17 protein-coding genes are annotated in these 20,039 nt (G+C 65.9%); 10 read left to right on the forward strand and 7 right to left on the reverse strand.

The genetic code is table 11. The annotated features are described in order from the left end of the window. Positions 1-49: 49 nt before the first annotated feature. The 3 genes from MJ606_RS02605 to ubiH are packed head-to-tail and all read right to left on the reverse strand — an operon-like array spanning position 50 to position 3,356. The gene (locus MJ606_RS02605) at positions 50-838 is read right to left on the reverse strand and encodes a dienelactone hydrolase family protein (RefSeq protein ID WP_243047852.1); all 789 of its coding nucleotides are present in this window, start codon (positions 836-838) and stop codon (positions 50-52) included. Positions 839-876: 38 nt separating this feature from the next. Beyond that, positions 877-2,100 (reverse strand): FAD-dependent oxidoreductase, encoded by a 1,224-nt coding sequence (locus tag MJ606_RS02610; RefSeq protein WP_243047853.1) that lies wholly within the window; start codon positions 2,098-2,100, stop codon positions 877-879. Next, positions 2,097-3,356 carry a 2-octaprenyl-6-methoxyphenyl hydroxylase gene (gene ubiH / locus MJ606_RS02615; RefSeq protein WP_243047854.1) on the reverse strand — a complete coding sequence of 420 codons (1,260 nt, stop codon included), beginning with the start codon at positions 3,354-3,356 and terminating at the stop codon, positions 2,097-2,099. The genes MJ606_RS02610 and ubiH overlap by 4 nt, the downstream gene beginning before the upstream one ends. Before the next feature lie 114 nt (positions 3,357-3,470). On the opposite strand from ubiH, the gene MJ606_RS02620 reads away from it, so the two are divergent. The 9 genes from MJ606_RS02620 to MJ606_RS02660 all read left to right on the forward strand — a co-directional run bounded on the left by MJ606_RS02620 (position 3,471) and on the right by MJ606_RS02660 (position 12,735). Then, complete coding sequence (locus MJ606_RS02620; protein WP_243047855.1) at positions 3,471-4,076, forward strand: hypothetical protein; 606 nt, start codon at positions 3,471-3,473, stop codon at positions 4,074-4,076. A gap of 8 nt (positions 4,077-4,084) precedes the next feature. Further along, entirely contained in the window at positions 4,085-4,648 is a 564-nt protein-coding gene (locus tag MJ606_RS02625) for a cob(I)yrinic acid a,c-diamide adenosyltransferase (protein ID WP_243047856.1), read from the forward strand. Positions 4,649-4,659: 11 nt separating this feature from the next. After that, positions 4,660-5,577: a histone deacetylase family protein gene (locus MJ606_RS02630; protein WP_243048569.1), complete on the forward strand. Its 918-nt coding sequence runs from the start codon at positions 4,660-4,662 to the stop codon at positions 5,575-5,577. A 129-nt stretch (positions 5,578-5,706) separates the two neighbouring features. Then, positions 5,707-8,178, forward strand: a complete 2,472-nt coding sequence (gene lptD, locus MJ606_RS02635) for an LPS assembly protein LptD (RefSeq protein WP_243047857.1) — start codon at positions 5,707-5,709, stop codon at positions 8,176-8,178. 38 nt (positions 8,179-8,216) lie between these two features. Next, positions 8,217-9,566 (forward strand): peptidylprolyl isomerase, encoded by a 1,350-nt coding sequence (locus tag MJ606_RS02640; protein ID WP_243047858.1) that lies wholly within the window; start codon positions 8,217-8,219, stop codon positions 9,564-9,566. A 7-nt stretch (positions 9,567-9,573) separates the two neighbouring features. Next, the gene (gene pdxA, locus MJ606_RS02645) at positions 9,574-10,626 is read left to right on the forward strand and encodes a 4-hydroxythreonine-4-phosphate dehydrogenase PdxA (RefSeq protein ID WP_243047859.1); all 1,053 of its coding nucleotides are present in this window, start codon (positions 9,574-9,576) and stop codon (positions 10,624-10,626) included. Next, on the forward strand, positions 10,623-11,408 hold the full coding sequence (gene rsmA / locus MJ606_RS02650) for a 16S rRNA (adenine(1518)-N(6)/adenine(1519)-N(6))-dimethyltransferase RsmA (protein WP_243047860.1): 786 nt from the start codon (positions 10,623-10,625) through the stop codon (positions 11,406-11,408). Before pdxA ends, rsmA begins: the two co-directional genes overlap by 4 nt. A 92-nt stretch (positions 11,409-11,500) precedes the next feature. After that, positions 11,501-11,884, forward strand: a complete 384-nt coding sequence (gene apaG, locus MJ606_RS02655) for a Co2+/Mg2+ efflux protein ApaG (RefSeq protein WP_243048570.1) — start codon at positions 11,501-11,503, stop codon at positions 11,882-11,884. After that, entirely contained in the window at positions 11,884-12,735 is an 852-nt protein-coding gene (locus MJ606_RS02660) for a symmetrical bis(5'-nucleosyl)-tetraphosphatase (protein ID WP_243047861.1), read from the forward strand. Before apaG ends, MJ606_RS02660 begins: the two co-directional genes overlap by 1 nt. A gap of 48 nt (positions 12,736-12,783) precedes the next feature. Here the strand turns inward: MJ606_RS02660 and secA are convergent, their stop codons facing one another. Continuing rightward, positions 12,784-15,516 (reverse strand): preprotein translocase subunit SecA, encoded by a 2,733-nt coding sequence (secA, locus tag MJ606_RS02665; protein WP_243047862.1) that lies wholly within the window; start codon positions 15,514-15,516, stop codon positions 12,784-12,786. A gap of 214 nt (positions 15,517-15,730) precedes the next feature. Next, a complete protein-coding gene (locus MJ606_RS02670) occupies positions 15,731-16,660 on the reverse strand; it encodes a M23 family metallopeptidase (RefSeq protein WP_243047863.1) in 930 nt (309 codons plus the stop codon). A 30-nt stretch (positions 16,661-16,690) separates the two neighbouring features. Between MJ606_RS02670 and MJ606_RS02675 the strand changes: the two genes are divergently transcribed. Beyond that, the gene (locus MJ606_RS02675; protein ID WP_243047864.1) at positions 16,691-17,173 is read left to right on the forward strand and encodes a DUF721 domain-containing protein; all 483 of its coding nucleotides are present in this window, start codon (positions 16,691-16,693) and stop codon (positions 17,171-17,173) included. Positions 17,174-17,405: 232 nt separating this feature from the next. On the opposite strand, the gene lpxC is transcribed toward MJ606_RS02675, so the two are convergent. Then, positions 17,406-18,320 (reverse strand): UDP-3-O-acyl-N-acetylglucosamine deacetylase, encoded by a 915-nt coding sequence (gene lpxC, locus MJ606_RS02680; RefSeq protein WP_243047865.1) that lies wholly within the window; start codon positions 18,318-18,320, stop codon positions 17,406-17,408. 464 nt (positions 18,321-18,784) lie between these two features. After that, positions 18,785-19,966, reverse strand: coding sequence for a cell division protein FtsZ (gene ftsZ, locus MJ606_RS02685; RefSeq protein ID WP_243047866.1), 1,182 nt, complete (start codon positions 19,964-19,966; stop codon positions 18,785-18,787). Between the last annotated feature and the right edge of the window lie 73 nt (positions 19,967-20,039).

The following is a 20,039-nucleotide window of genomic DNA, read 5'->3' on the forward strand; positions in this document are numbered from 1 at the left end:
GCGCTGCTGCAAGAACGGGACCCAATGCGCGACCAACCTGGCGAAAAACCTACGGCGTACCGCTGAACGCCCCGTGCAACCAGTCGCGCATCAACCGATAGCTGCGCTGCGCCGCGCGCTCGTCATAGGCACAGCCTTGCTTGTGCTGGTCCGTCTCGGTAAAGCAATGCACCGCATTGCCCAGCACCACGAACTGCCAGTCGGCCTTGCTGCCGCGCATCTCGTCCATGAACTTGTCGGCATCGGGCATGGTGCCCTTGTCGTCCGCGCCGTTCATCACCAGCACGCGCGCCTTGATCTGCGCGGCCAGTGATGGATCGTCCGTCTGCAGCCCGCCATGGAACGAGACCACGGCGGCGATATCCGCGCCGCTGCGCGCCAGATCGAGCACGGCCGAGCCGCCGAAGCAGAAGCCGATGGCGGCCAGCTTGCCCAGGTCGATCGGCGCATCCTTGGCCTGCGCCTTGAGCTGGTCCAGCGCGGTATTCACGCGCTTGCGCATCAGCGCGCGATCGCCATAGAGCGGCTTCACCGCCGCCATCGCCTGCTCGTCGCTGGTCGGGCGCACCTTCTCGCCGTACATGTCGGTGACGAGGATGACGTAGTCCTTGCCGGCGATACCCTCGGCCTTCTTCAAGGCGAGATCGTTGACGCCATACCAGTTGGGCACCATCACCAGGCCCGGGCGCTTGGCGGCGACGGCATCGTCGTAGACCAGCACGCTATGAAACGTGGTGCCGTCCTGGGTCCACGCCACCGGCTTGTGCACCATCTTGGCTTGCGCGGCGCAGGCCAGGCCGGACAGCAGCAACACACAACAAAGTCGGGCAATGCGCATAACTTCCACTCCTTGAGGGGATGACTGGAGATGGGCGATCAAAGACCGGCGGCGTGATCCGCCAGTCTGCGTTTGAGAGGAGACAACCGGTCGACCAGGCGCACGCCGAGGCCACGTGCCGCCACCAGCGGCGGCGCCCGCCAGCCATAGATACGCGCAAGCGTGTCAAAGCCCAGGGCGTCGATGGTGTCGGCGCTACGACGGCGACGCGCATAGCGACGCAATACATGGGCTGCGGCGATGTCATGGCCGGCATCGTGCGCCGCCACCAGGGAGTCGCGCAGCTCCACCACATCGCGCAGCCCCAGGTTCACGCCCTGCCCCGCCAGCGGATGCACGGCATGCGCGGCATCGCCCAGCAACACGAAGCGCTCGGCCTGGTAGTGCTGCGCCAGTTGCAGCTTGAGGGGAAAGGCCGCGCGGGCGGTACTGCCGGTGATCCGCCCGAGCCGGAAGTCGCTGGCGACACCCAGGGCATCGAGGAAAGCCCGCTCGTCCAACGCCATGACGCGCTGTGCCTCCAACTCCGGCAGCGACCACACGATCGAACTGCGCCCATCCGCCAATGGCAACAGCGCCAGCGGACCGGTGTCGAGGAAACGCTGCCAGGCGGTGCCTTCGTGCGGTCGTTCGGTACTGACATGCGCCACCACGCCACGCTGGGCGTAATCGCGACCCCGCGTCCCGATGCCCGCCATGGTGCGCAACGGCGAACCCGCGCCATCGGCAGCCACCAGCAAGCGCGCGGCCAAGGCATCGGTTTCGGCGCTGGCCAGCGCCAACTGCACCCGGTCGTCGTGCACTTCGTAGCCGCTGACCTGGGCGGGACAAAGCCGGCGCACGCCCGCAGCATCCAGCGCCTGCCACAGGCGCCACTGCACCAGCGAGTTCTCGACGATGTAGCCAAGCAGGTCGCGCCCCTCGCTCGCCGCATCGAAATCGATGGCGGCGCCGGTGGCGGCATCCCATACGTGCATGCGGGCATAGGCGCTCGCACGCGAATCGCGTATGGACGTCCATACGCCCAAGTCGTGCAGCAGTGCGACCGACGATGGCGCCAACCCCACCACGCGCAGATCCACTTCGTCCTGCGGCGACCATGCGGCCGGCTCGCGCGCCTCCAGCAGCGCCGTGGCAAAGCCGGCACGCGCCAGCGCCAGCGCGGTCGCCGCCCCCACCATGCCGCCACCCACCACCGCCACGTCCCATGCAGGCCCGCGTCGGCGCGAGGATTCGCTACGCATCCCCATCACCGTGCTCATGGCAGGCGCTCCAGCACGGCCCGTGGCGGCTCGCCGCGAAAACCCATGCCGCGCCGCGCCAGCAGGCGTTGCAACGGCGGCACGCGATCGCATGCCAGCATCGCGATCGAACGCAACGGTCCCAGCAAGGGCTGCGGCAGGCAGGCGAGCCGGACCAGGCCGTGGCTCATCGCCATGGTGCCGTCGCGATCGGCAGCGCGGCGAGCGGCGTAGGTGGCCAGCAGCGCTTCCGCGCCCGGGTCGGCCGCACCGGCGATCAGCTCGGCCAGCGTCAGCGCATCGCGCAAACCAAGGTTGAAGCCCTGGGCGCCGATGGGGTGAACCGTCTGCGCCGCGTTGCCGACCAGCACCGCCCTCGGCGCCACCAGCTCGCGCGCCGCCACGCGCTGGATCGCATAAGGATGTCGTCGTCCCGGCCGGCTCAGCCGCCCCAGTCGCCAACCAAAACGCTCTTGCGCCAATGCGATAAAGCCATCGTCATCCAGCGCCGCCACCGCATCGGCCTCTTCGCGGGGCACGGTGAGCACCAGCCCGCAACGACGGCCAGCCAGCGGCAGCAGGGCGACCGGACCGTTGTCCGCGAAACGTTCATAGGCCCGATGGACGTGGTCGCGCTCGGGCGTCACGGTGCAGACGAACAAGGTCTGCTGGTAGTCGTAGTGCTCGGCGCTGATGCCGACGCGCTCGCGCACGAACGACGCCGTGCCGTCGGCCCCCACCAGCAACGGGGTATCGACCTCAACCGTCCCCTCGGCCGTGCGGATGCGTGCCCGCCAACCGGTCGGCAAGGGTTCCAGCGCCTCCAGCCGCGCCGGCGCCAATCGCCTGAGTCGCGTGCACTCGTCGAGCCGACGCAGCAAGGCGGCGCCGAGTTCGCGCGCGGGCAAGGTCCAGCCCAGCGCATCGACGCCCTGCCGCGCAGCATCCATCTGTACGCTGCCGAACTCGCCGGCCCGGGTGACATGGATATGACGGATCGGCGTCGCCTGCGCCACCGCGTGCGGCCACACGCCAATGGCCGCCAGACCATTGACGGTGGCACGCGCCAGCGCCAGGTTGCGCTCGTCGTAACTGGGCTGCTCGCCGACGCGGGGCGCGACGGCCTCGACCATGATGGCGTCCACGCCAGCCGCATCGAGGGCGATGGCGAGGCTGGCGCCGACCAGGCCACCGCCAATGATAAGGACCGGCTGCCGTCCGGCGGCCTGAGCGGATGCGGTTGGGGACGATGCGGTTGGCGACGGTCGTGTAGTCATGGCGCCGAATGATACGCGCTGCGGACGTCCACGCCCCAGCTCGCCCGGGAGCGGGTCCCGTGGCAATTGGGATAGACTTGGCGCCTGCGCTTTGCGTAACACTTGGAGCAACTCATGGCTATGACGCGACCCCAGCGGTGGGTCATCTTCCTGGCACTCGCCTTGGTGATGGCTGTTACCCGCATTCATCTCTCGCTGTTCAATCACGATGTGCGAGATGCGTCGTGGGCGGTGTTTTTCCTTGCCGGTTTCTGGCTGCGCGGTTCGGTACGCTGGGCCTTCCCGCTGCTGATGGCCGAGGCGGTGCTGGTCGACTACCTGGTGATCCGTGGCCAGGGCCTGGATTTCTGGAGCCACTACTGCGTGTCGCCGGCCTATTGGGCGCTGATTCCCGCCTACTTCAGCCTGTGGCTGGGCGGCAGCTGGCTGGCCCGCCATCAGCGCGGCCTGCACCTGTCCACGCTCGGCCTGGCCGTGGTCGCCCTGCTGGCCAGCGAGGCGGCCTGCTATGTGATCTCCAACGGCAGCTTCTACTGGATCAGCGCGAACGTGCCGCAGCCACGCAGCCTCGGCGCCTGGTTCGAGAACATGGGCGACTGGTACCTGCCCTTCCTCACTACCACCGCGTTTTATGTCGCCATCGGCGCCTTGCTGCACGTACTGGTGATCCAGCTGGCACGCATGCTCGGCCATGCCGCGTCGCGCGACCTGCGTTCCTGAGGTCGCCTGTGGGCAACCGCCTCTCGAAGATCTATACCCGCACGGGTGACGACGGCAGCACCGGACTGGGTGACGGCTCGCGTGTCGCCAAGGACTCGCTGCGCGTCGGCGCCTATGGCACTGTCGATGAGCTCAACAGCACGATCGGCATGGTGCTGGCCGCCGATGGCGTGGACGAGGCGGTCCGCGAAGTGCTTACCCAGGTGCAGCACGACCTGTTCGACCTGGGCGGCGAGCTGTGCATTCCCGGCATGGCCATGGTCCAGGACCAGGACATCGATCGGCTGGAGCAGGTGCTCGACAGCTTCAACGATCCGCTGCCGCCCCTGAAGGATTTCATCCTGCCCGGCGGCGGCATGGCCGCGGCCTGTTGCCATCTTGCGCGTACCGTGTGCCGCCGCGCCGAGCGCGAGGTAATCGCGCTGGGCCGCGTGGAGGACGTGCGGCCACAGGCGCAGCGCTACCTCAACCGGCTTTCCGACCTGCTGTTCGTGATCTCCCGTGTGCTGGCCCGCGCCAGCGGCCACGGCGAGGTGCTGTGGCAGCACGAGCGCCGCCGCAAGACTTCCTGAGCACGGACGGCATGCTGCGGCTCTATACCCACACCAACTGCCTGCAGCACGACCCCGGCGCTGACCAACCCGAATCCCCGGCGCGCCTGCGCGCCGTGCTGCAGGCGCTGGATCAGGACCGTTTCGCGGCCATTGACCGCATCGAGGCCCCCCGGGCTACGCGCGAACAATTGCTGCGCGTGCACACGGCCGGCCACGTGGAACGCATCCTTGCGACGAGGCCGCAAAGCGGCACCGTTCGCCTCGACGAAGACACCCTGATGTCGCCCGGCTCGGCCGAGGCGGCCCTGCACGCGGCAGGCGCCACGGTGGCCGCGGTGGATGCCGTAATGGCCGGCGGCGGCCAGGCCTTCTGCGCCGTGCGCCCGCCCGGCCACCACGCCATGCCCGACCGGGCCATGGGCTTTTGCCTGTTCAACAACATCGCCGTGGCGGCTGCCCATGCCATCGCCGAGCACGGCCTCAAGCGCGTGGCCATCGCCGACTTCGACGTGCACCACGGCAATGGCACGCAGGCCATGTTCGCCAGCGAGCCGCGCGTGCTGTTCATCTCCAGCCACCAGATGCCGCTGTATCCCGACAGCGGGCGCGAGGATGAGCGCGGTGTCGGCAACATCGTCAATGCCCCCCTGTCGCCCGGGGCGGGTTCCTACGAATTCCGCGAACTATGGGACGGCGTGCTGCTGCCTCGCATGCAGGCATTCAAGCCGCAACTGGTGCTGGTGTCGGCGGGCTTCGACGCGCACCGCCTCGATCCGCTGGCCGACCTGCGCCTGGGCAGCGAGGACTATGCGTGGATCACCGAACGCCTGCTCGACCTGGCGCATGCCCATGCGAACGGCCGCCTGGTCTCCACCCTCGAAGGCGGCTACAACCTGCAGGCTTTGGCGGCCTGTGCGGCGGCGCATGTATCTGCGCTGATAGGGTGAGGCCTGGCTGGCCACTCGCCCTCGCGCCCGCTCACGCTGAATCTCCCTGCGTCATCGGTGCCATCCAACTGCCTTCGATGAGGGCTTTCTGATAGCTTTACGAGCCTTCCCAGCCGACAGACTGCTATCGTGACGCCCAAGCTGCCTTCGCGCCACCTGCCCCCGCGCCGCCTGCTGGCGGTTGCCGCCGCTCTCGCCCTGTTCGGCGGCCCGGTCGAGGCCCAGTCGGCGCCTGACCAGACACAGGAACCATCGCAGCAGACGCCGCAGACGGTAACCGTCAAAGAGAAACCGTTGCCCAACTGTCCGCTGGGCGCGTTCCGCTGCTCGCCGCGGCCGGTCAACTTCAGCATGTGCCGCCCCAATGCCATGCTGGATTTCTACGACCCGACCATGAGCAAGGACAGCTCGGTCCGCGACACCTCCAACACCTATGTCGTCGCCGAGCGTGTCGACAGCTCCAACCAGTCCGTCTATCACCTGGAAGGCAACGTCAAGGTGGACCGCGCCGACCAGCGCATCCAGTCGGACGTGACCGACTACAACGACGACACTACCGACTTCGATGCGCGCGGCAACGTGCGTTACCAGGAGGTCGGCCAGTTGGTGTCGTCCGACCATATGCGCGGCAACCAGGACGCCAGCACGGCCATCGCGGACAACGTCAGCTACCAGATGCTGACCAATCGCGGCAACGGCGTCGCCACGCAGGGCCAGATGCTGGACGACCAGCGCAGCCGCTACCTGCAGGCGACCTACTCCACCTGCGATGTCGGCCATCACGTCTGGGAAATCCATGCCAAGGACATCCGCATGGACAAGGAGACCGGCGAGGGCGTGGCGCATGACGCCGTCATGTACTTCGGTGGCGTGCCCATCTTCTATGCACCCACCTTCACCTTCCCGATCAATGACGAGCGCAAGAGCGGCTTCCTCACCCCCACGGTGGGCAACACCAGCCGCGGCGGCTTCGAGGTCAGCGCCCCGTACTACCTGAACCTGGCGCCGAACTACGACGCCACGCTGGACCCACGCATCTACACCGACCGCGGCGTGATGATGGCGGGCGAATTCCGCTACGTGGTGCCGGGCAGCACCGGCCAGATGAACTTCGAGTTCCTGCCCAATGACCATGGGGAGACCGACCCCGGCTCCTTGAATGACACCCAGGGCACGAACCGTTACCTGTTCAAGCTCAACGACAACACGCACCTGTACGGCCCGTGGTCCTTGACCACCAGCATCAATCGCGCCTCGGACTCAGGCTACCTGCGCGACTTCGGCAACGACCTGTACACCGCCTCGATCGGCACGCTGACCTCCAGCACCTATGTCGTGGGCGGCGGCATGTGGGGCAAGACCTACTGGAATGCCCAGTTCGGCGCGGACTACTACCAGAACGTCGACCCGGACCTGCCCGACACCGTGGTGCAGTACAAGCGCTGGCCGCGCGCCCATTTCCAAGTGACCACGCCGTTCAACAACTGGCTGGAAGCCGGTGCCGATGCCGAGGCGGTGGCGTTCCGCAAGGACAACGTGGTCGAGGGCAACCGCCTGGACCTCTATCCCTATATTGGCGCGGACTTCCAGGGCGCGGCTTGGTTCGTCAAGCCCAAGGTGGCGTATCGCTACACCGGCTATGAACTCATCGGCAATTACCAGCAGTACGGCTATTCCGGCATGCTTTCGCAGGGCCAGAGCTCGCCCTTCAACACCAGTTCGCCCAGCCGCTCGCTGCCCGTGGTCAGCGTGGACAGCGGCCTGATCTTCGACCGCAGCACTTCGCTGTTCGGCACGCCGTACACGCAAACGCTCGAACCGCGCCTGTATTACCTGTACGTGCCCTACCGCAACCAGAACAATATCCCGCTGTTCGACACCAACCTGATGTCGTTCGACACCTGGCAGCTGTTCACCCCCAATACGTATTCGGGCGCCGACCGCCAGATCAATGCGAACAACCTCAGCGCCATGCTGACCACGCGACTGCTGGACGACAACGGCGTGGAACGCCTGTCTGCCAGCTTCGGCCAGATCCGCTACTTCACGCAGCAGGAAGTGCAGGTCCCCAACAGCAACACCACAGTACCCGTTCCCACCAACTGGTCGGGCTCGGACTATGCCGTCGACTTCACCACCCAGCTCAACGACGACTGGCGGGTAACGTCGCAGTACCAGTGGAACCCCAACACCGACCTCACCGACCTGGGCGCCATCACGGTCCAGAAACGCGTCGGGAACGGCGGCATCTTCAACTTCTCCTACCGTTATCGCCGCACGCCGGGCAGCACCCTGCCGCTGCTGGAACAATACGACGCTTCGCTGGTCTATCCGTTCAACGACCGCTGGAAACTGTTGACGCACTGGACCTATTCGGTGCTCGACCACAAGACCATCGAGGCCCTGGCCGGCGTGGAGTACGACAGCTGCTGCGTGGCGCTGCGCCTGGTCGGGCGGCGTTATGTGAACACGTACGACTACACCACGGCGGTGGGCGCGAGCAACACCGCCATCATGTTCGAGATCGAGTTCAAGGGCATGGGCCAGTTCACCGGTCAGTCGGAAAACGCCCTGCGCAATGGTATTCTTGGTTATCAATAACTTCCCTATCGCCTTGGGCGATCGAAGGCCCCCGTCTGATGAAGCAGCCCCTCGCGTTGTTCCTGCTCGCGGTCGCCACCGCGACCGCCCTGCCCACCCATGCCCAGTTGCTGCCCCAGGCCGCCACCGGCAAGCAGCCGCTTGACCGTATCGTGGCGGCGGTGGACGACGGCGTGATCCTGCAGAGCGAGCTGAACGAGGCGGTGCGCTCGGTCCAGCAGCAGTACGCCAACAATCCCGGCCAGCTGCCCCCCATGGACGTACTGCAGCGCCAGGTGCTGGACCGCCTCATCCTGATGAAGCTGCAGGTGCAGCGCGCCGATGACCAGGGCATCCGCGTCTCCGACGCCGACGTCGACCAGGCCGTCAACGCCGTAGCCCAGCAGAACCACATGACGCCGGAGCAGCTGCGGGCCGCGGTGGAACAGGAAGGCTCCAGCTTTGCCGCGTTCCGCCACCAGCTCTCCGACCAGTTGGTGGTGCAGCGCCTGCACGACAGCGTCGTGCGTGACCAGGTAAGCATTACCGACAGCGAAATCAACAACATGCTGGCCAGTCCGTCCTACAAGGCGGGCGAGATCCATCTGGCCCATATCCAGGTCAGCCTGCCGACCGGCGCCAGCGCCGCGGACATCAAGGCGGCCCAGGAAAAAGCCGCCCAGGCCATCGCCGCCATCCATGGCGGCATGGACTTCCACGCGGCGGCCATCCGCTATTCCGACGCCCAGGACGCCCTGGAGGGCGGTGACCTGGGCTGGCGCCGCATGGACGAGATCCCGCCGGCGTTCGCCGATGCCGTGGCCAACATGAAGGCGGGCGATGTCAGCCCGGCCATGCGCGGCCCCACCGGCTTCCACATCCTGAAGCTGATCGAGCAGCGCGCGCCCAGCCGCCAGGTGGTGCAGGAGTTCCACGCCCGCCAGATCCTGATCAAGCCCAGCGAACTGCTGACCCCGGAACAGGCCCACCAGAAGGCGCTGGACCTCTACAACCAGCTCGTCAACAAGCATGAGGACTTCGCCAAGCTGGCGAAGGAGAACTCCAAGGACGACACCACCGCCAACAATGGCGGCGACATGGGCTGGTTCATGCAGGGCGACTGGGGCACGATCATCGGCCAGCACGTGGGCGAGCTGAAGGATGACCAGATCTCCCCGCCGTTCCAGAGCGAAGCCGGCTGGCACATCCTGCAGCGCCTGGGGACCCGCCAGGCCGATCGCACCGACGAAATGGAGCGCAACCAGGCCCGTCAGGCCATCGGCAATCGCAAGGCCGAACAGGCTTATGACGACTACCTGCGCGAAATGCGTTCCAGTGCCTATGTGAACATCCTGGTGCCCGAGCTGCGCGATCCCAACGAGACGCAGCAGGGCAACAAGTCCTCCTGAGGCCGCATTGAACAGCCATGCCCTGCCCCGGCTTGCCGTCACCGCGGGTGAGCCGGCGGGCATCGGTGCGGAACTGCTGATCCGATTGGCCGCCACTCCGCTGGCGGCCAATTTCGTTGCGATCACCGACCGGAGCCTGCTCCTGCGCGCCGCCGCACGCTGCGGGCAAGCGATCGAGCTGCTGGCTGACGATGGCGCCCCGGTATTCGAGCGGCGCCCCGGCACGCTGCGTGTCCATCACGTGCCGCTGGGTACCGAAGAGGTTCCCGGCCAGCCCGATCCACGCAACGCACGGCACGTGCTGGCCACCCTCGCCGAGGCCGCCGGTGGCTGCATGGCCGGGCGCTATGCCGCCGTGGTCACCGCGCCGCTGCAGAAGTCGTCGATCAACGAGGCCGGCATCCGTTTCAGCGGCCACACCGAATTCTTCGCCGAGCGCGTCCACGCCGACGTGGTCATGATGCTGGCCAGCCCGGAGCTGCGCGTCGCCCTCGCCACCACCCACCTGCCGCTGTCGGCCGTGCCCGGCGCGATCACCCGCGACGCGCTGGAGCGCGTGCTGCGCATCGTCCATGGCGAGCTGCGGGAGAAGTTCGGCCTGGCCACCCCGCGCATCGCCGTGCTCGGCCTCAACCCGCACGCGGGCGAAGGTGGCCACCTGGGCCGCGAGGAGATCGATACGATCATCCCCCTGCTGGACACCCTGCGTGCCGAGGGCATGCAGCTGCTGGGCCCGCTGCCCGCCGACACGGCCTTCGTGCCCGCCCAGCGCGAGCGCTACGACGCGGTGCTGGCGATGTATCACGACCAGGCCCTGCCCGTGCTCAAGAGCGAGGCTTTCGACCGCACCGTCAACCTTACCCTGGGCCTGCCCTTCATCCGCACGTCGGTGGACCATGGCACCGCCCTGGACCTGGCCGGCACCGGCCGCGGCGACCCGGCCAGCCTGATCGCGGCGGCCCGCATGGCGCTGGATCTGGTGGCGCGCCGCGCCGCCCGGCCGCCCGCATCGCTCCCGCCCGGGCGGCAGGAGGGATCCATCCCCCAAGGAACACCATGAACGCCCGCCCCAAGAAAAGCTTTGGCCAGCACTTCCTGCACGAGAAGCGCTATATCGAGCGCATCGTCAGCGCGATCTCGCCCCGCGCGGACGATTTCGTGGTGGAGATCGGCCCCGGCGAGGGCGCGCTGACCCTGCCGCTGCTCGCCGCCGCCGGCAAGCTCACCGCGATCGAGCTGGACACCGACCTGATCCCCGACCTCAAGGCCCGCGCCGCTGGCGTGGGTGAGCTGAGCATCATCCATTCGGACGTGCTCAAGGTGGACTTCACCGCCCTCGCGCACCGGCATGGGGTGGAGCGCCTGCGCGTGGCCGGCAACCTGCCCTACTACATCTCCAGCCCGATCCTGTTCCACTGCGTCGAGCACGCTGCGGCCATCCAGGACATGCACTTCATGCTGCAGAAGGAAGTGGTCGACCGCATGGCCGCCGAACCCGGCAGCAAGGTCTACGGTCGCCTGTCGGTGATGCTGCAGCTGGTCTGCCGCGTGGAGCCGCTGTTCACGGTGCCGCCCGGCGCATTCCGCCCGCCGCCGAAGGTGGACTCGGCAGTGGTACGGCTGGTGCCGCTGGCGCCCGACCAGTTGTCCGATGCGGACCCGGACCGCCTGCACGCCATCGTGAAGGCAGCGTTTGCGCAACGCCGCAAGACGCTGGGCAATGCGCTCAAGCACGTGATGGACGCCAGCGCCATCATGGCCGCGGACGTGGACCCCAAGGCGCGCGCGGAGACGTTGTCGCCGCATGATTATGTACGCCTGGCCAAGGTCGCCCTCGACTGATGGCCCGTGGCGCCGGCCAAGTGGCCGGCGCCGATTCAGCCCGAGGCACGCATGCTTCACCCATGCGCGACGACAACCCTTACAATCGCGACATGAACGAAAGATCTTCCTACACGATCGACGTGCAGGTCGAACCCCGCTTTGTCCCCGACCAATCCCGTCCCGGCGACAACCGCTACGTATTCGCCTACACGATCACCCTGCATAACGCGGGCGACATTCCCGCTCGCCTGCTGACCCGTCACTGGGTCATCACCGATGCCAATGGCAAGGTGGAAGAGGTCACCGGCGAAGGGGTGGTCGGCGAGCAGCCGTGGATGCGTCCGGGCGACCAGTACGAGTACACCTCCGGCGCCGTCCTGGAAACCGCCGTGGGCATCATGCAGGGTAGCTACCAGATGCTGGCCGACGACGGCACCCGCTTCGAGGCGCCGATACCGCCGTTCACGCTATCCATTCCGCGTACGCTGCACTGATGGCTACGTATGCAATCGGCGATGTGCAGGGCTGCTATCCCGAACTCCAACGCCTGCTCGACAAACTCCGCTTCGATCCTTCCGCCGACCGCCTGTGGTTCTGTGGCGACCTGGTGAACCGCGGCGGCCAGTCGCTGGAAACCCTGCGCCTGATCCACAGCCTGCGCGAGCAGGCCGTGGTGACCCTGGGCAACCACGACCTGAGCCTGCTGGCGATCGCCCAGCGCCGCCCCGAGGCCCAGTCCAAGGTCAACCCGGAACTGCGCGAGGTGCTGTTTGCCGACGATGCACCGGTGCTGATGGAGTGGCTGCGTTCGCAGAAGCTGCTGCATCACGACGAGCAGCTCAACTGGACCATGGTGCATGCCGGGCTCGCCCCGTCCTGGACGCTACGCCAGGCACAGCGTTCGGCGCAGGAAATCGAACGCGAGCTGGGCAGCCCGCGCCACCCGCGCCTGCTCAAGAACTTGTTCGGCAATCGCCCGGCCGCCTGGAACAGCCGCCTGCAAGGCATCGAACGCATGCGCGCCTCGATCAACACGCTGACGCGCATGCGCTATTGCGACGTCCAGGGACGCATCGACTTCGAGAGCAAGGGCATCCCCGGCACGCAGAAGCCGGGCATGTATCCCTGGTTCGAGGTACCCGGCATGCGCCGGCGCGATACCCGCATCGTGTGCGGCCACTGGTCGGCGCTGGGACGCCTCGCAGGCATGGGCATCTATGCCATCGATACCGGCTGCGTATGGGGCGGCCAGCTCACCGCGCTGCGGCTGGACACCGAGGAGCCGCAATACATCACGGTGGATGCCGAGCCCTATCGCAAGCGCCCACCCGGCGGCGGCGACTAAATAAAGCCAAGTCAAAAAGAAACCCCGCCGTAGCGGGGTTTCTCGTCATCAGGTCAGCTGACCGTGGCAATGCTTGTACTTCTTGCCCGAACCGCAGGGACAAGGGTCATTGCGACCGACGCGCGGACCGTCATGCGGCGCTGCCGGCGGTGCCGTCAAGCTGCCCGCCGCCACGGCTTCGGCATCGGCGCCCAGCGCACCTACCGGCGCGCCGCCACCGCTGGCCAGCATCTGCCGCTGCAGGCGCTCGGCCAGCCGCTGCTGCTCGGCCTCCATTGCCGCCACTTCTTCCTCGCTGCGCACGCGCACGCGGGCCAGCATCTGCACCACTTCGGTCTTGATGCGGTCGAGCATGTTGGAGAACAGCTCGAACGACTCGCGCTTGAACTCCTGCTTGGGCTGCTTCTGCGCATAGCCGCGTAGGTAGATGCCCTGGCGCAGGTAGTCCATGCTCGCCAGGTGTTCCTTCCAGGCGTTGTCGACCACACTGAGCATGATGTGCTTCTCGAGCTGGCGCATCGTCTCGGCACCGAGCTGCTGCTCCTTGGCCTTGAACAATTGCTCGACGCCCTCGCGTACGTGCTCGAGTATCATCTTGTCGTCGATCTCGTGCTGCTGCTCGATCCAGTGCTTGAGGTCCAGCGACAGGCCGAACTCGCTTTCCAGCTCGCGATCGAGACCGGCGATGTCCCACTGCTCGTCGATGCTGTCCGCCGGCACGTGGCGACGCACCAAGTCGGTGACCACGTCGTCGCGCACATCGGCGATGGTCTCGGAGACATCGTCTACTTCCAGCAGCTCATCGCGCTGGCGGTAGATCACCTTGCGCTGGTCGTTGGCGACGTCGTCGAACTCCAGCAAGTGCTTGCGGATGTCGAAGTTGTGCTGCTCGACCTTGCGCTGGGCCTTTTCGATCTGGCGGCTGACCATGCGGTCTTCCAGCGCGTCGTCTTCCTTCATGCCGAACATACGCATCCAGCGACCGACCCAGTCGCCGGCGAAGATGCGCAGCAGGTTGTCCTGCAGCGACAGGTAGAAGCGCGAGGAACCCGGGTCGCCCTGGCGGCCCGAACGGCCACGCAGCTGGTTGTCGATGCGACGCGACTCGTGACGCTCGGTGCCCACGATGTGCAGGCCACCGGCCGCGAGCACCTGCTCGTGGCGCTTCTTCCAGTCGGCCTTGACCTTGGCGCGATCGGCATCCGTCGCGTCTTCCGGCAACGCGGCCAGCGCCGCTTCCAGGCTGCCGCCGAGCACGATGTCGGTACCGCGACCGGCCATGTTGGTGGCGATGGTGACCGCGCCCGGCGCACCGGCCTGCGCCACGATGTGCGCCTCGCGCTCGTGCTGCTTGGCGTTGAGCACCTCGTGCGGAATCTTGGCCTGGCGCAGCAGGTTCGATAGCAGCTCGGACACTTCGATGGACGTGGTGCCCACAAGCACGGGCTGGCCGCGCTTGTGGCAATCCTTGATGTCCTCGATCACCGCCTTGTACTTGGCTTCCTGGGCCAGGAAAACCATGTCGGCGTTGTCCTTGCGGATCATCGGCTTGTGGGTGGGGATCACTACCACTTCCAGGCCGTAGATCTGCTGGAATTCGTAGGCTTCGGTGTCGGCCGTGCCGGTCATGCCGGACAGCTTCTTGTACATGCGGAACAGGTTCTGGAACGTCACCGTGGCCAGCGTCTGGTTCTCGCGCTGGATCGGCACGCCCTCCTTCGCTTCCACCGCCTGGTGCAGGCCATCGGACCAGCGGCGACCCGGCAGCGTGCGGCCGGTGAACTCATCGACGATCACCACCTCGCCATCGCGCACGATGTAGTCGACGTCGCGGTGATAGATCGCGTTGGCGCGCAACGCGGCGTTGAGGTGATGCACGACGGCCAGGTTGGTGGAGTCGTACAGGCCGCTGTCGGGCGCAATGACGCCGGCCTCGCGCAGCAGCTCCTCCGCATGCGACATGCCCTCTTCGGACAGGTGCACCTGCTTCTGCTTTTCGTCGACGAAGTAGTCGCCGGCGGCGTCTTCCTTCTCCTGGCGGATCATCTTGGGCACGATCTTGTTCACCGCGATGTATAGCTGCGGGGAATCCTCGGCCGGGCCGGAGATGATCAGCGGCGTACGCGCCTCGTCGATCAGGATGGAGTCCACCTCGTCGACGATGGCGTAGTGCAGGCCGCGCTGGTAGCGCTGATCCTTGCTGAGCGCCATGTTGTCGCGCAGGTAGTCGAAACCGAATTCGTTGTTGGTGCCGTAGGTGATGTCGGCCGCGTACGCCTGGTGCTTGTCGGCATGGTCCATGCCCGGCCACACCACGCCCGTCGACAGGCCCAGGAAGCCGTACAGCTTGCCCATCTGGCTGGAGTCGCGGCGTGCCAGGTAGTCGTTCACCGTGACCACGTGGACGCCCTTGCCTTCCAGCGCATTGAGGTACACCGGCAGCGTGGCGACCAGGGTCTTGCCCTCGCCCGTGCGCATTTCGGCGATGCGGCCGGAATGCAGCACCATGCCGCCGATCAGCTGCACGTCGTAGTGGCGCATGCCGAGCACACGCTTGGCGCCTTCGCGAACCACGGCGAAGGCTTCCGGCAACAGCTTGTCCAGCGACTCGCCCGCGGCGACGCGCTGCTTGAACTCCTCGGTCTTGGCGCGCAGCGCCTCGTCGCTCAGCTTCTCGAACTCGGGTTCCAGCGCGTTGATACGCGCGACATTCTTGGAGAGCTGGCGCAGCACACGTTCATTGCGGCTACCGAAAAGGCTCGTCAGGGCACGATTGAGCATCGATCTTCCGGATCAGGATTCATGAGCCGCCCGCCCCGGCGAACCCGGGCAGGACGAAAGGATTGATGATACTAGGGTCGGCGGGCTATCCCAAACGCCGCTCCACCGGCATGGCATCCGGCCTGGGCCATTCCCCCGCTCATCGTTCCAGGCATTGGAGTGGCGTCAGGCGCGAAGGCTTTCAAGGGCGGCCACGCCGCCCCGCCGCACCCGCTCAGCGATGGTTTTTCACGAAAGCCAGCGGATTGACCACGCGGCCCTTGTACCAGACCTCGAAATGCACGTGCGAGCCGGTGGAGCGGCCGGTCGAGCCCGCCTCGGAAACCACGTCGCCCACGTGCACCCGCTGTCCGGGCCGTACCTCGAGCTTGCTGTTATGGGCATAACGGGTCATGTAGCCATTGCCATGGTCGATCTCGATGACCTCGCCGTAGCCGCTGCGATCGCCGGCATAGGTGACCATGCCCTCGGCCACGGCATGGACCGGCGTGCCCTTGGGGGCGGAGATATCCAGGCCGGTGTGGTAGGCGCTATGCCCACTGAACGGGTCGGGCCGGCCACCAAAGTAGGAGGAGATGTAGCCCTCGACTGGCATCCCGGTCGGCTTGAGATTGGATTCGATCCTGGCGTCGAGCAGCAGGCTCTGCAGCGCGGACAACTGCGCCTGCTGGCTGTCGAACTGGCTGGCCAGCTGGTCGATGCTGGCATTGAGCGTCTGCGGCAGCGCGTAGCTGCTGTCGGCCGAGTCCTCGACACCACCGACGGCGGGCGGTTCGTCGAAGTTGAACTCGCCGTCGCCGAGCTTGCCCACCTGGGTCAGGCGTTCGCCCAGGGCATTGAGCCGGGTGGACTGGGCCTGCAACTGGCCCAGCTTGACCGCCAGGGCATCGATATCGCGCTGGGCGTCCTTGCGCACCCCGCTCAGCTGCTGATTCTGCTGCTGCACCTGCTGGCGCAGATGGCGGATCTCCGATAGCGCACGGTCGCGGGGACTGGCCACCACCATCGCCACCGCAGCCCCAAGGCCGGCACAACCCAGCACCGCCGCTGCCGCCATGCCCAACAGCCGATAGCGCAAGCGCCGGTCGGCGAGATTCAGGGTTTTCGGCACCTTTTTGGTGCGTGACACAAGTATGATCTGCATGTTTTTACTACGTCGAAGATGTCGGCATCCATGCAGCGCGACGCTCCACCGCCTTCCCGCCGCACCGGTTCCGGACTAAAGCCCGTCATCGAGTTCGGCCCTATTGCCTCACTGGCCCGCAAGGCCCGTGAGCTGGATGCATTGGATCGCGCACTGCGCCAGACGTTACCGTCACCACTCCGCGAGCAGGTTCGCTTCGCCAACCTGCAAGACGGCCGCCTCGTTTTTCTGGCTCCGTCACCAGCTCTGGCCGCCAGGCTGCGCCTTCTCCAGGCACAAATCCTCTCGACCGCACGCGCCGTGGGCACGTACGCCAGTTCAGTCACCGTGAAAGTGGCCCCCCCACCACCGACAGAAATCGTGCCGGATTGGTCAAAACCGCTTTCCAAGGCCGCCGCCTCTCACCTGAGAGCCGCCGCGGCCTCAACCACAGACCCCGAACTACGGGAACTGTTCCTTGGGCTGGCGTCCGTCGCCGAAAATGCTGATTCCCGTCCGGGTGAAAAGAGCTAGCCACTGACGGCGCCCTCGCTTCCCACCCACACCATTGCAGTACTTCCCCCGCACCGGCCTGAGCGCCGGCGCATACGGGTTTATACCATGCCCCCACCGACCTGATAGACCGATATGTCATCAGAACGTGAACAGCTGCCAATGGAAGGCGGGAGATATATCACAAAACAAACGGCCGCGTCCCAGGGACGCGGCCGTTCAGTTTGTTCAGCCTTGACGCGGACTTACCGCATCAGATGGCCTGCGCGGGGTGCGCGTAGGAGATCGGCGAGGTGGCCGGATCGTCCGCGAAGCTCACCTCTTCCCATGCCGTGGCGTCAGCCATCAGGGTGCGCAGCAGCTTGTTGTTGAGCTCGTGACCCGACTTGTGCGCGTAGTACGCGCCCACCAGGCTGTGGCCGAGCAGGTAGAGGTCGCCGATGGCATCGAGGATCTTGTGCTTGACGAATTCGTCTTCGTAGCGAAGGCCGTCTTCGTTGAGCACGCGGTAGTCGTCCAGCACCACGGCATTGTCCATCGAACCGCCGAGCGCAAGGTTATGTTCGCGCAGCATCTCGATGTCGCGCATGAAACCAAACGTGCGCGCGCGGCTGACTTCCTTCACGAACGAGGTGGTGGAGAAATCGATCTCCGCCTTGGACGTGCGCTTGCTGATGATCGGATGGTTGAACTCGATCGAGAAACCCACCTTGAAGCCTTCGAACGGTTCAAAGGTGGCCCACTTGTCGCCTTCCTGCACCTTGATCGGCTTCTTGATGCGGATGAAGCGCTTGGCGGCGTTCTGCTCTTCGATGCCGGCCGACTGCAGCAGGAACACGAAGGGACCAGCACTGCCGTCCATGATCGGCACTTCGGGCGCGGAAAGATCGACGTAGGCATTGTCGATGCCCAGGCCTGCCATCGCGGAGAGCAGATGCTCCACCGTGGAGACGCGCACATCGCCGTTGACCAGCGTGGTGGAAAGACGTGTGTCACCCACGTTGTCGGGGCGCGCCGGAATTTCCACCGGCGGATTCAGATCGGTACGACGAAACACGATGCCCGTATTCGGGGCAGCGGGGCGAAGCGTCATATACACCTTGTCGCCGGTATGCAGACCGACGCCGGTGGCGCGAATGATGTTCTTGAGCGTACGCTGCTTGATCATTTTTTTGGTACCTGTAAGGGGCAGCAGCCAAATTAGGGGAGGGATGCTAACACAGTCTTAACCTGTGAAAAGCCAATCCGCACCACACACCCTGCATACCCTTTCATGCTCCTTTCATTCATGAATGATATCCATTCATGGGGTACGCAGGAATTCTCCTAATATCTTCAACAACTTACATCGAACACAGCGTCCCGCCACCGGGACGGGATCCGGTGGCGGGACGCTGAACCTGCCTGGAGTCACTTCCGGGCGGGTCATGCGTCATCCCTGAGGCACGGTTGTTGAAGCCTTGCTCACTCAAGAACGAACGCCGATCAGCGTCTGTCGGGCTATCCGTCCCATGACGGAAGGCCCTCGCAGGCACCTTTCCACCGGGGTGGATTGGTATGCGATTTGTCACTGACAAGTGAAATCGGCGTTTTGTTCAATTTTTCTTCAAATTATTTGCCCTGTCAGCTTTATCAGTCGGCCTGGCGGCGCAGGAAGGCCGGGATGTCGAGGTAGTCGAAGCTCGGATCGGCGCTCTTGGCCGACGCGCTGGCGTCCACCCGGCTGCTGGTGACCTGCTCGGGCTGGGCGTAATCGACCACTTCATTGCCGGTACCGGTACGCAGCACCACCGGACGCGGACGCTGGCGCATTTCCACCTGCTGGGTGACCACCGGACGGACCGGCTGGCGGGCGGCGGCACGGTTGAGGCCGGTGGCCACCACGGTGACGCGCACGTCGTCCTGCATTTCCGGATCGAGCGAGGTGCCCATGACCACGGTGGCGTCTTCGCTGGCGAAGTCGTGGATGATGCGACCGATCTCGTCAAATTCGCGCATGGTCAGGTTCGGGCCGGCCGTGACATTGACCAGGATGCCGCACGCGCCGTTCAGGTTGACGTCTTCCAGCAGCGGGTTGTTGATGGCCGCCTCGGCCGCCGCCTGGGCACGGTCGTCGCCGCGGGCGGTGCCCGAGCCCATCATGGCCATGCCCATTTCGGACATCACCGTGCGCACGTCGGCGAAGTCGACGTTGATCAGGCCCGGGGCGGTGATCAGGTCGGCGATGCCCTGCACGGCGCCCTGCAGCACGTCATTGGCGGCCTTGAAGGCGTTGAGCAGGGTCACTTCGCGGCCGAGCACGGAGAGCAGCTTCTCGTTGGGCACGGTGATCAGCGAATCCACGTGCTGCGAGAGGTCCTCGATGCCCTTCAGGGCTACCTGCATGCGGCGACGGCCCTCGAACGGGAACGGCTTGGTGACCACGGCCACGGTCAGGATGCCCTTCTCCTTGGCCAGCTGCGCCACCACCGGCGCTGCGCCGGTACCGGTGCCGCCGCCCATACCGGCGGTGATGAACACCATGTCGGCGCCTTCGAGCATTTCCTCGATGCGCTCGCGATCTTCCAGGGCGGCCTGACGACCCACCTCCGGGTTGGCGCCGGCACCCAGGCCCTTGGTGACATTGGCACCCAGCTGCAGGTGCGTACGCGAGCCACAGCTTTTCATGGCTTGCGAGTCGGTGTTGGCGACGACGAATTCGACGCCATCGATGTTTGCATTGAGCATATGAGCCACGGCGTTACCGCCGCCGCCGCCCACGCCGATGACCTTGATTACTGCGTTCGGTGCGAGTTTTTCGATGAGTTCAAACATTTCCCGTCCTCCGTAGAGCATCGTTGTCGTTGTAACCGCGGGCGCTGACGTTCCTGTCGCCCCGAGGTGGCGG

Origin of the sequence: Dyella sp. RRB7, from assembly GCF_022761115.1 — a bacterium.
In the GTDB taxonomy this organism is placed as follows: domain Bacteria; phylum Pseudomonadota; class Gammaproteobacteria; order Xanthomonadales; family Rhodanobacteraceae; genus Dyella.

Bases quoted from the DNA above. Each gene is read 5' to 3' on its own strand.
- MJ606_RS02605 (WP_243047852.1), bottom strand. From the start codon at position 838: ATGCGCATTGCCCGACTTTGTTGTGTGTTGCTGCTGTCCGGCCTGGCC.
- MJ606_RS02610 (WP_243047853.1), bottom strand. From the start codon at position 2,100: ATGAGCACGGTGATGGGGATGCGTAGCGAATCCTCGCGCCGACGCGGG.
- ubiH (WP_243047854.1), bottom strand. From the start codon at position 3,356: ATGACTACACGACCGTCGCCAACCGCATCGTCCCCAACCGCATCCGCT.
- MJ606_RS02620 (WP_243047855.1), top strand. From the start codon at position 3,471: ATGGCTATGACGCGACCCCAGCGGTGGGTCATCTTCCTGGCACTCGCC.
- MJ606_RS02630 (WP_243048569.1), top strand. From the start codon at position 4,660: ATGCTGCGGCTCTATACCCACACCAACTGCCTGCAGCACGACCCCGGC.
- MJ606_RS02640 (WP_243047858.1), top strand. From the start codon at position 8,217: ATGAAGCAGCCCCTCGCGTTGTTCCTGCTCGCGGTCGCCACCGCGACC.
- rsmA (WP_243047860.1), top strand. From the start codon at position 10,623: ATGAACGCCCGCCCCAAGAAAAGCTTTGGCCAGCACTTCCTGCACGAG.
- apaG (WP_243048570.1), top strand. From the start codon at position 11,501: ATGAACGAAAGATCTTCCTACACGATCGACGTGCAGGTCGAACCCCGC.
- MJ606_RS02660 (WP_243047861.1), top strand. From the start codon at position 11,884: ATGGCTACGTATGCAATCGGCGATGTGCAGGGCTGCTATCCCGAACTC.
- secA (WP_243047862.1), bottom strand. From the start codon at position 15,516: ATGCTCAATCGTGCCCTGACGAGCCTTTTCGGTAGCCGCAATGAACGT.
- MJ606_RS02670 (WP_243047863.1), bottom strand. From the start codon at position 16,660: ATGCAGATCATACTTGTGTCACGCACCAAAAAGGTGCCGAAAACCCTG.
- MJ606_RS02675 (WP_243047864.1), top strand. From the start codon at position 16,691: ATGCAGCGCGACGCTCCACCGCCTTCCCGCCGCACCGGTTCCGGACTA.
- lpxC (WP_243047865.1), bottom strand. From the start codon at position 18,320: ATGATCAAGCAGCGTACGCTCAAGAACATCATTCGCGCCACCGGCGTC.
- ftsZ (WP_243047866.1), bottom strand. From the start codon at position 19,966: ATGTTTGAACTCATCGAAAAACTCGCACCGAACGCAGTAATCAAGGTC.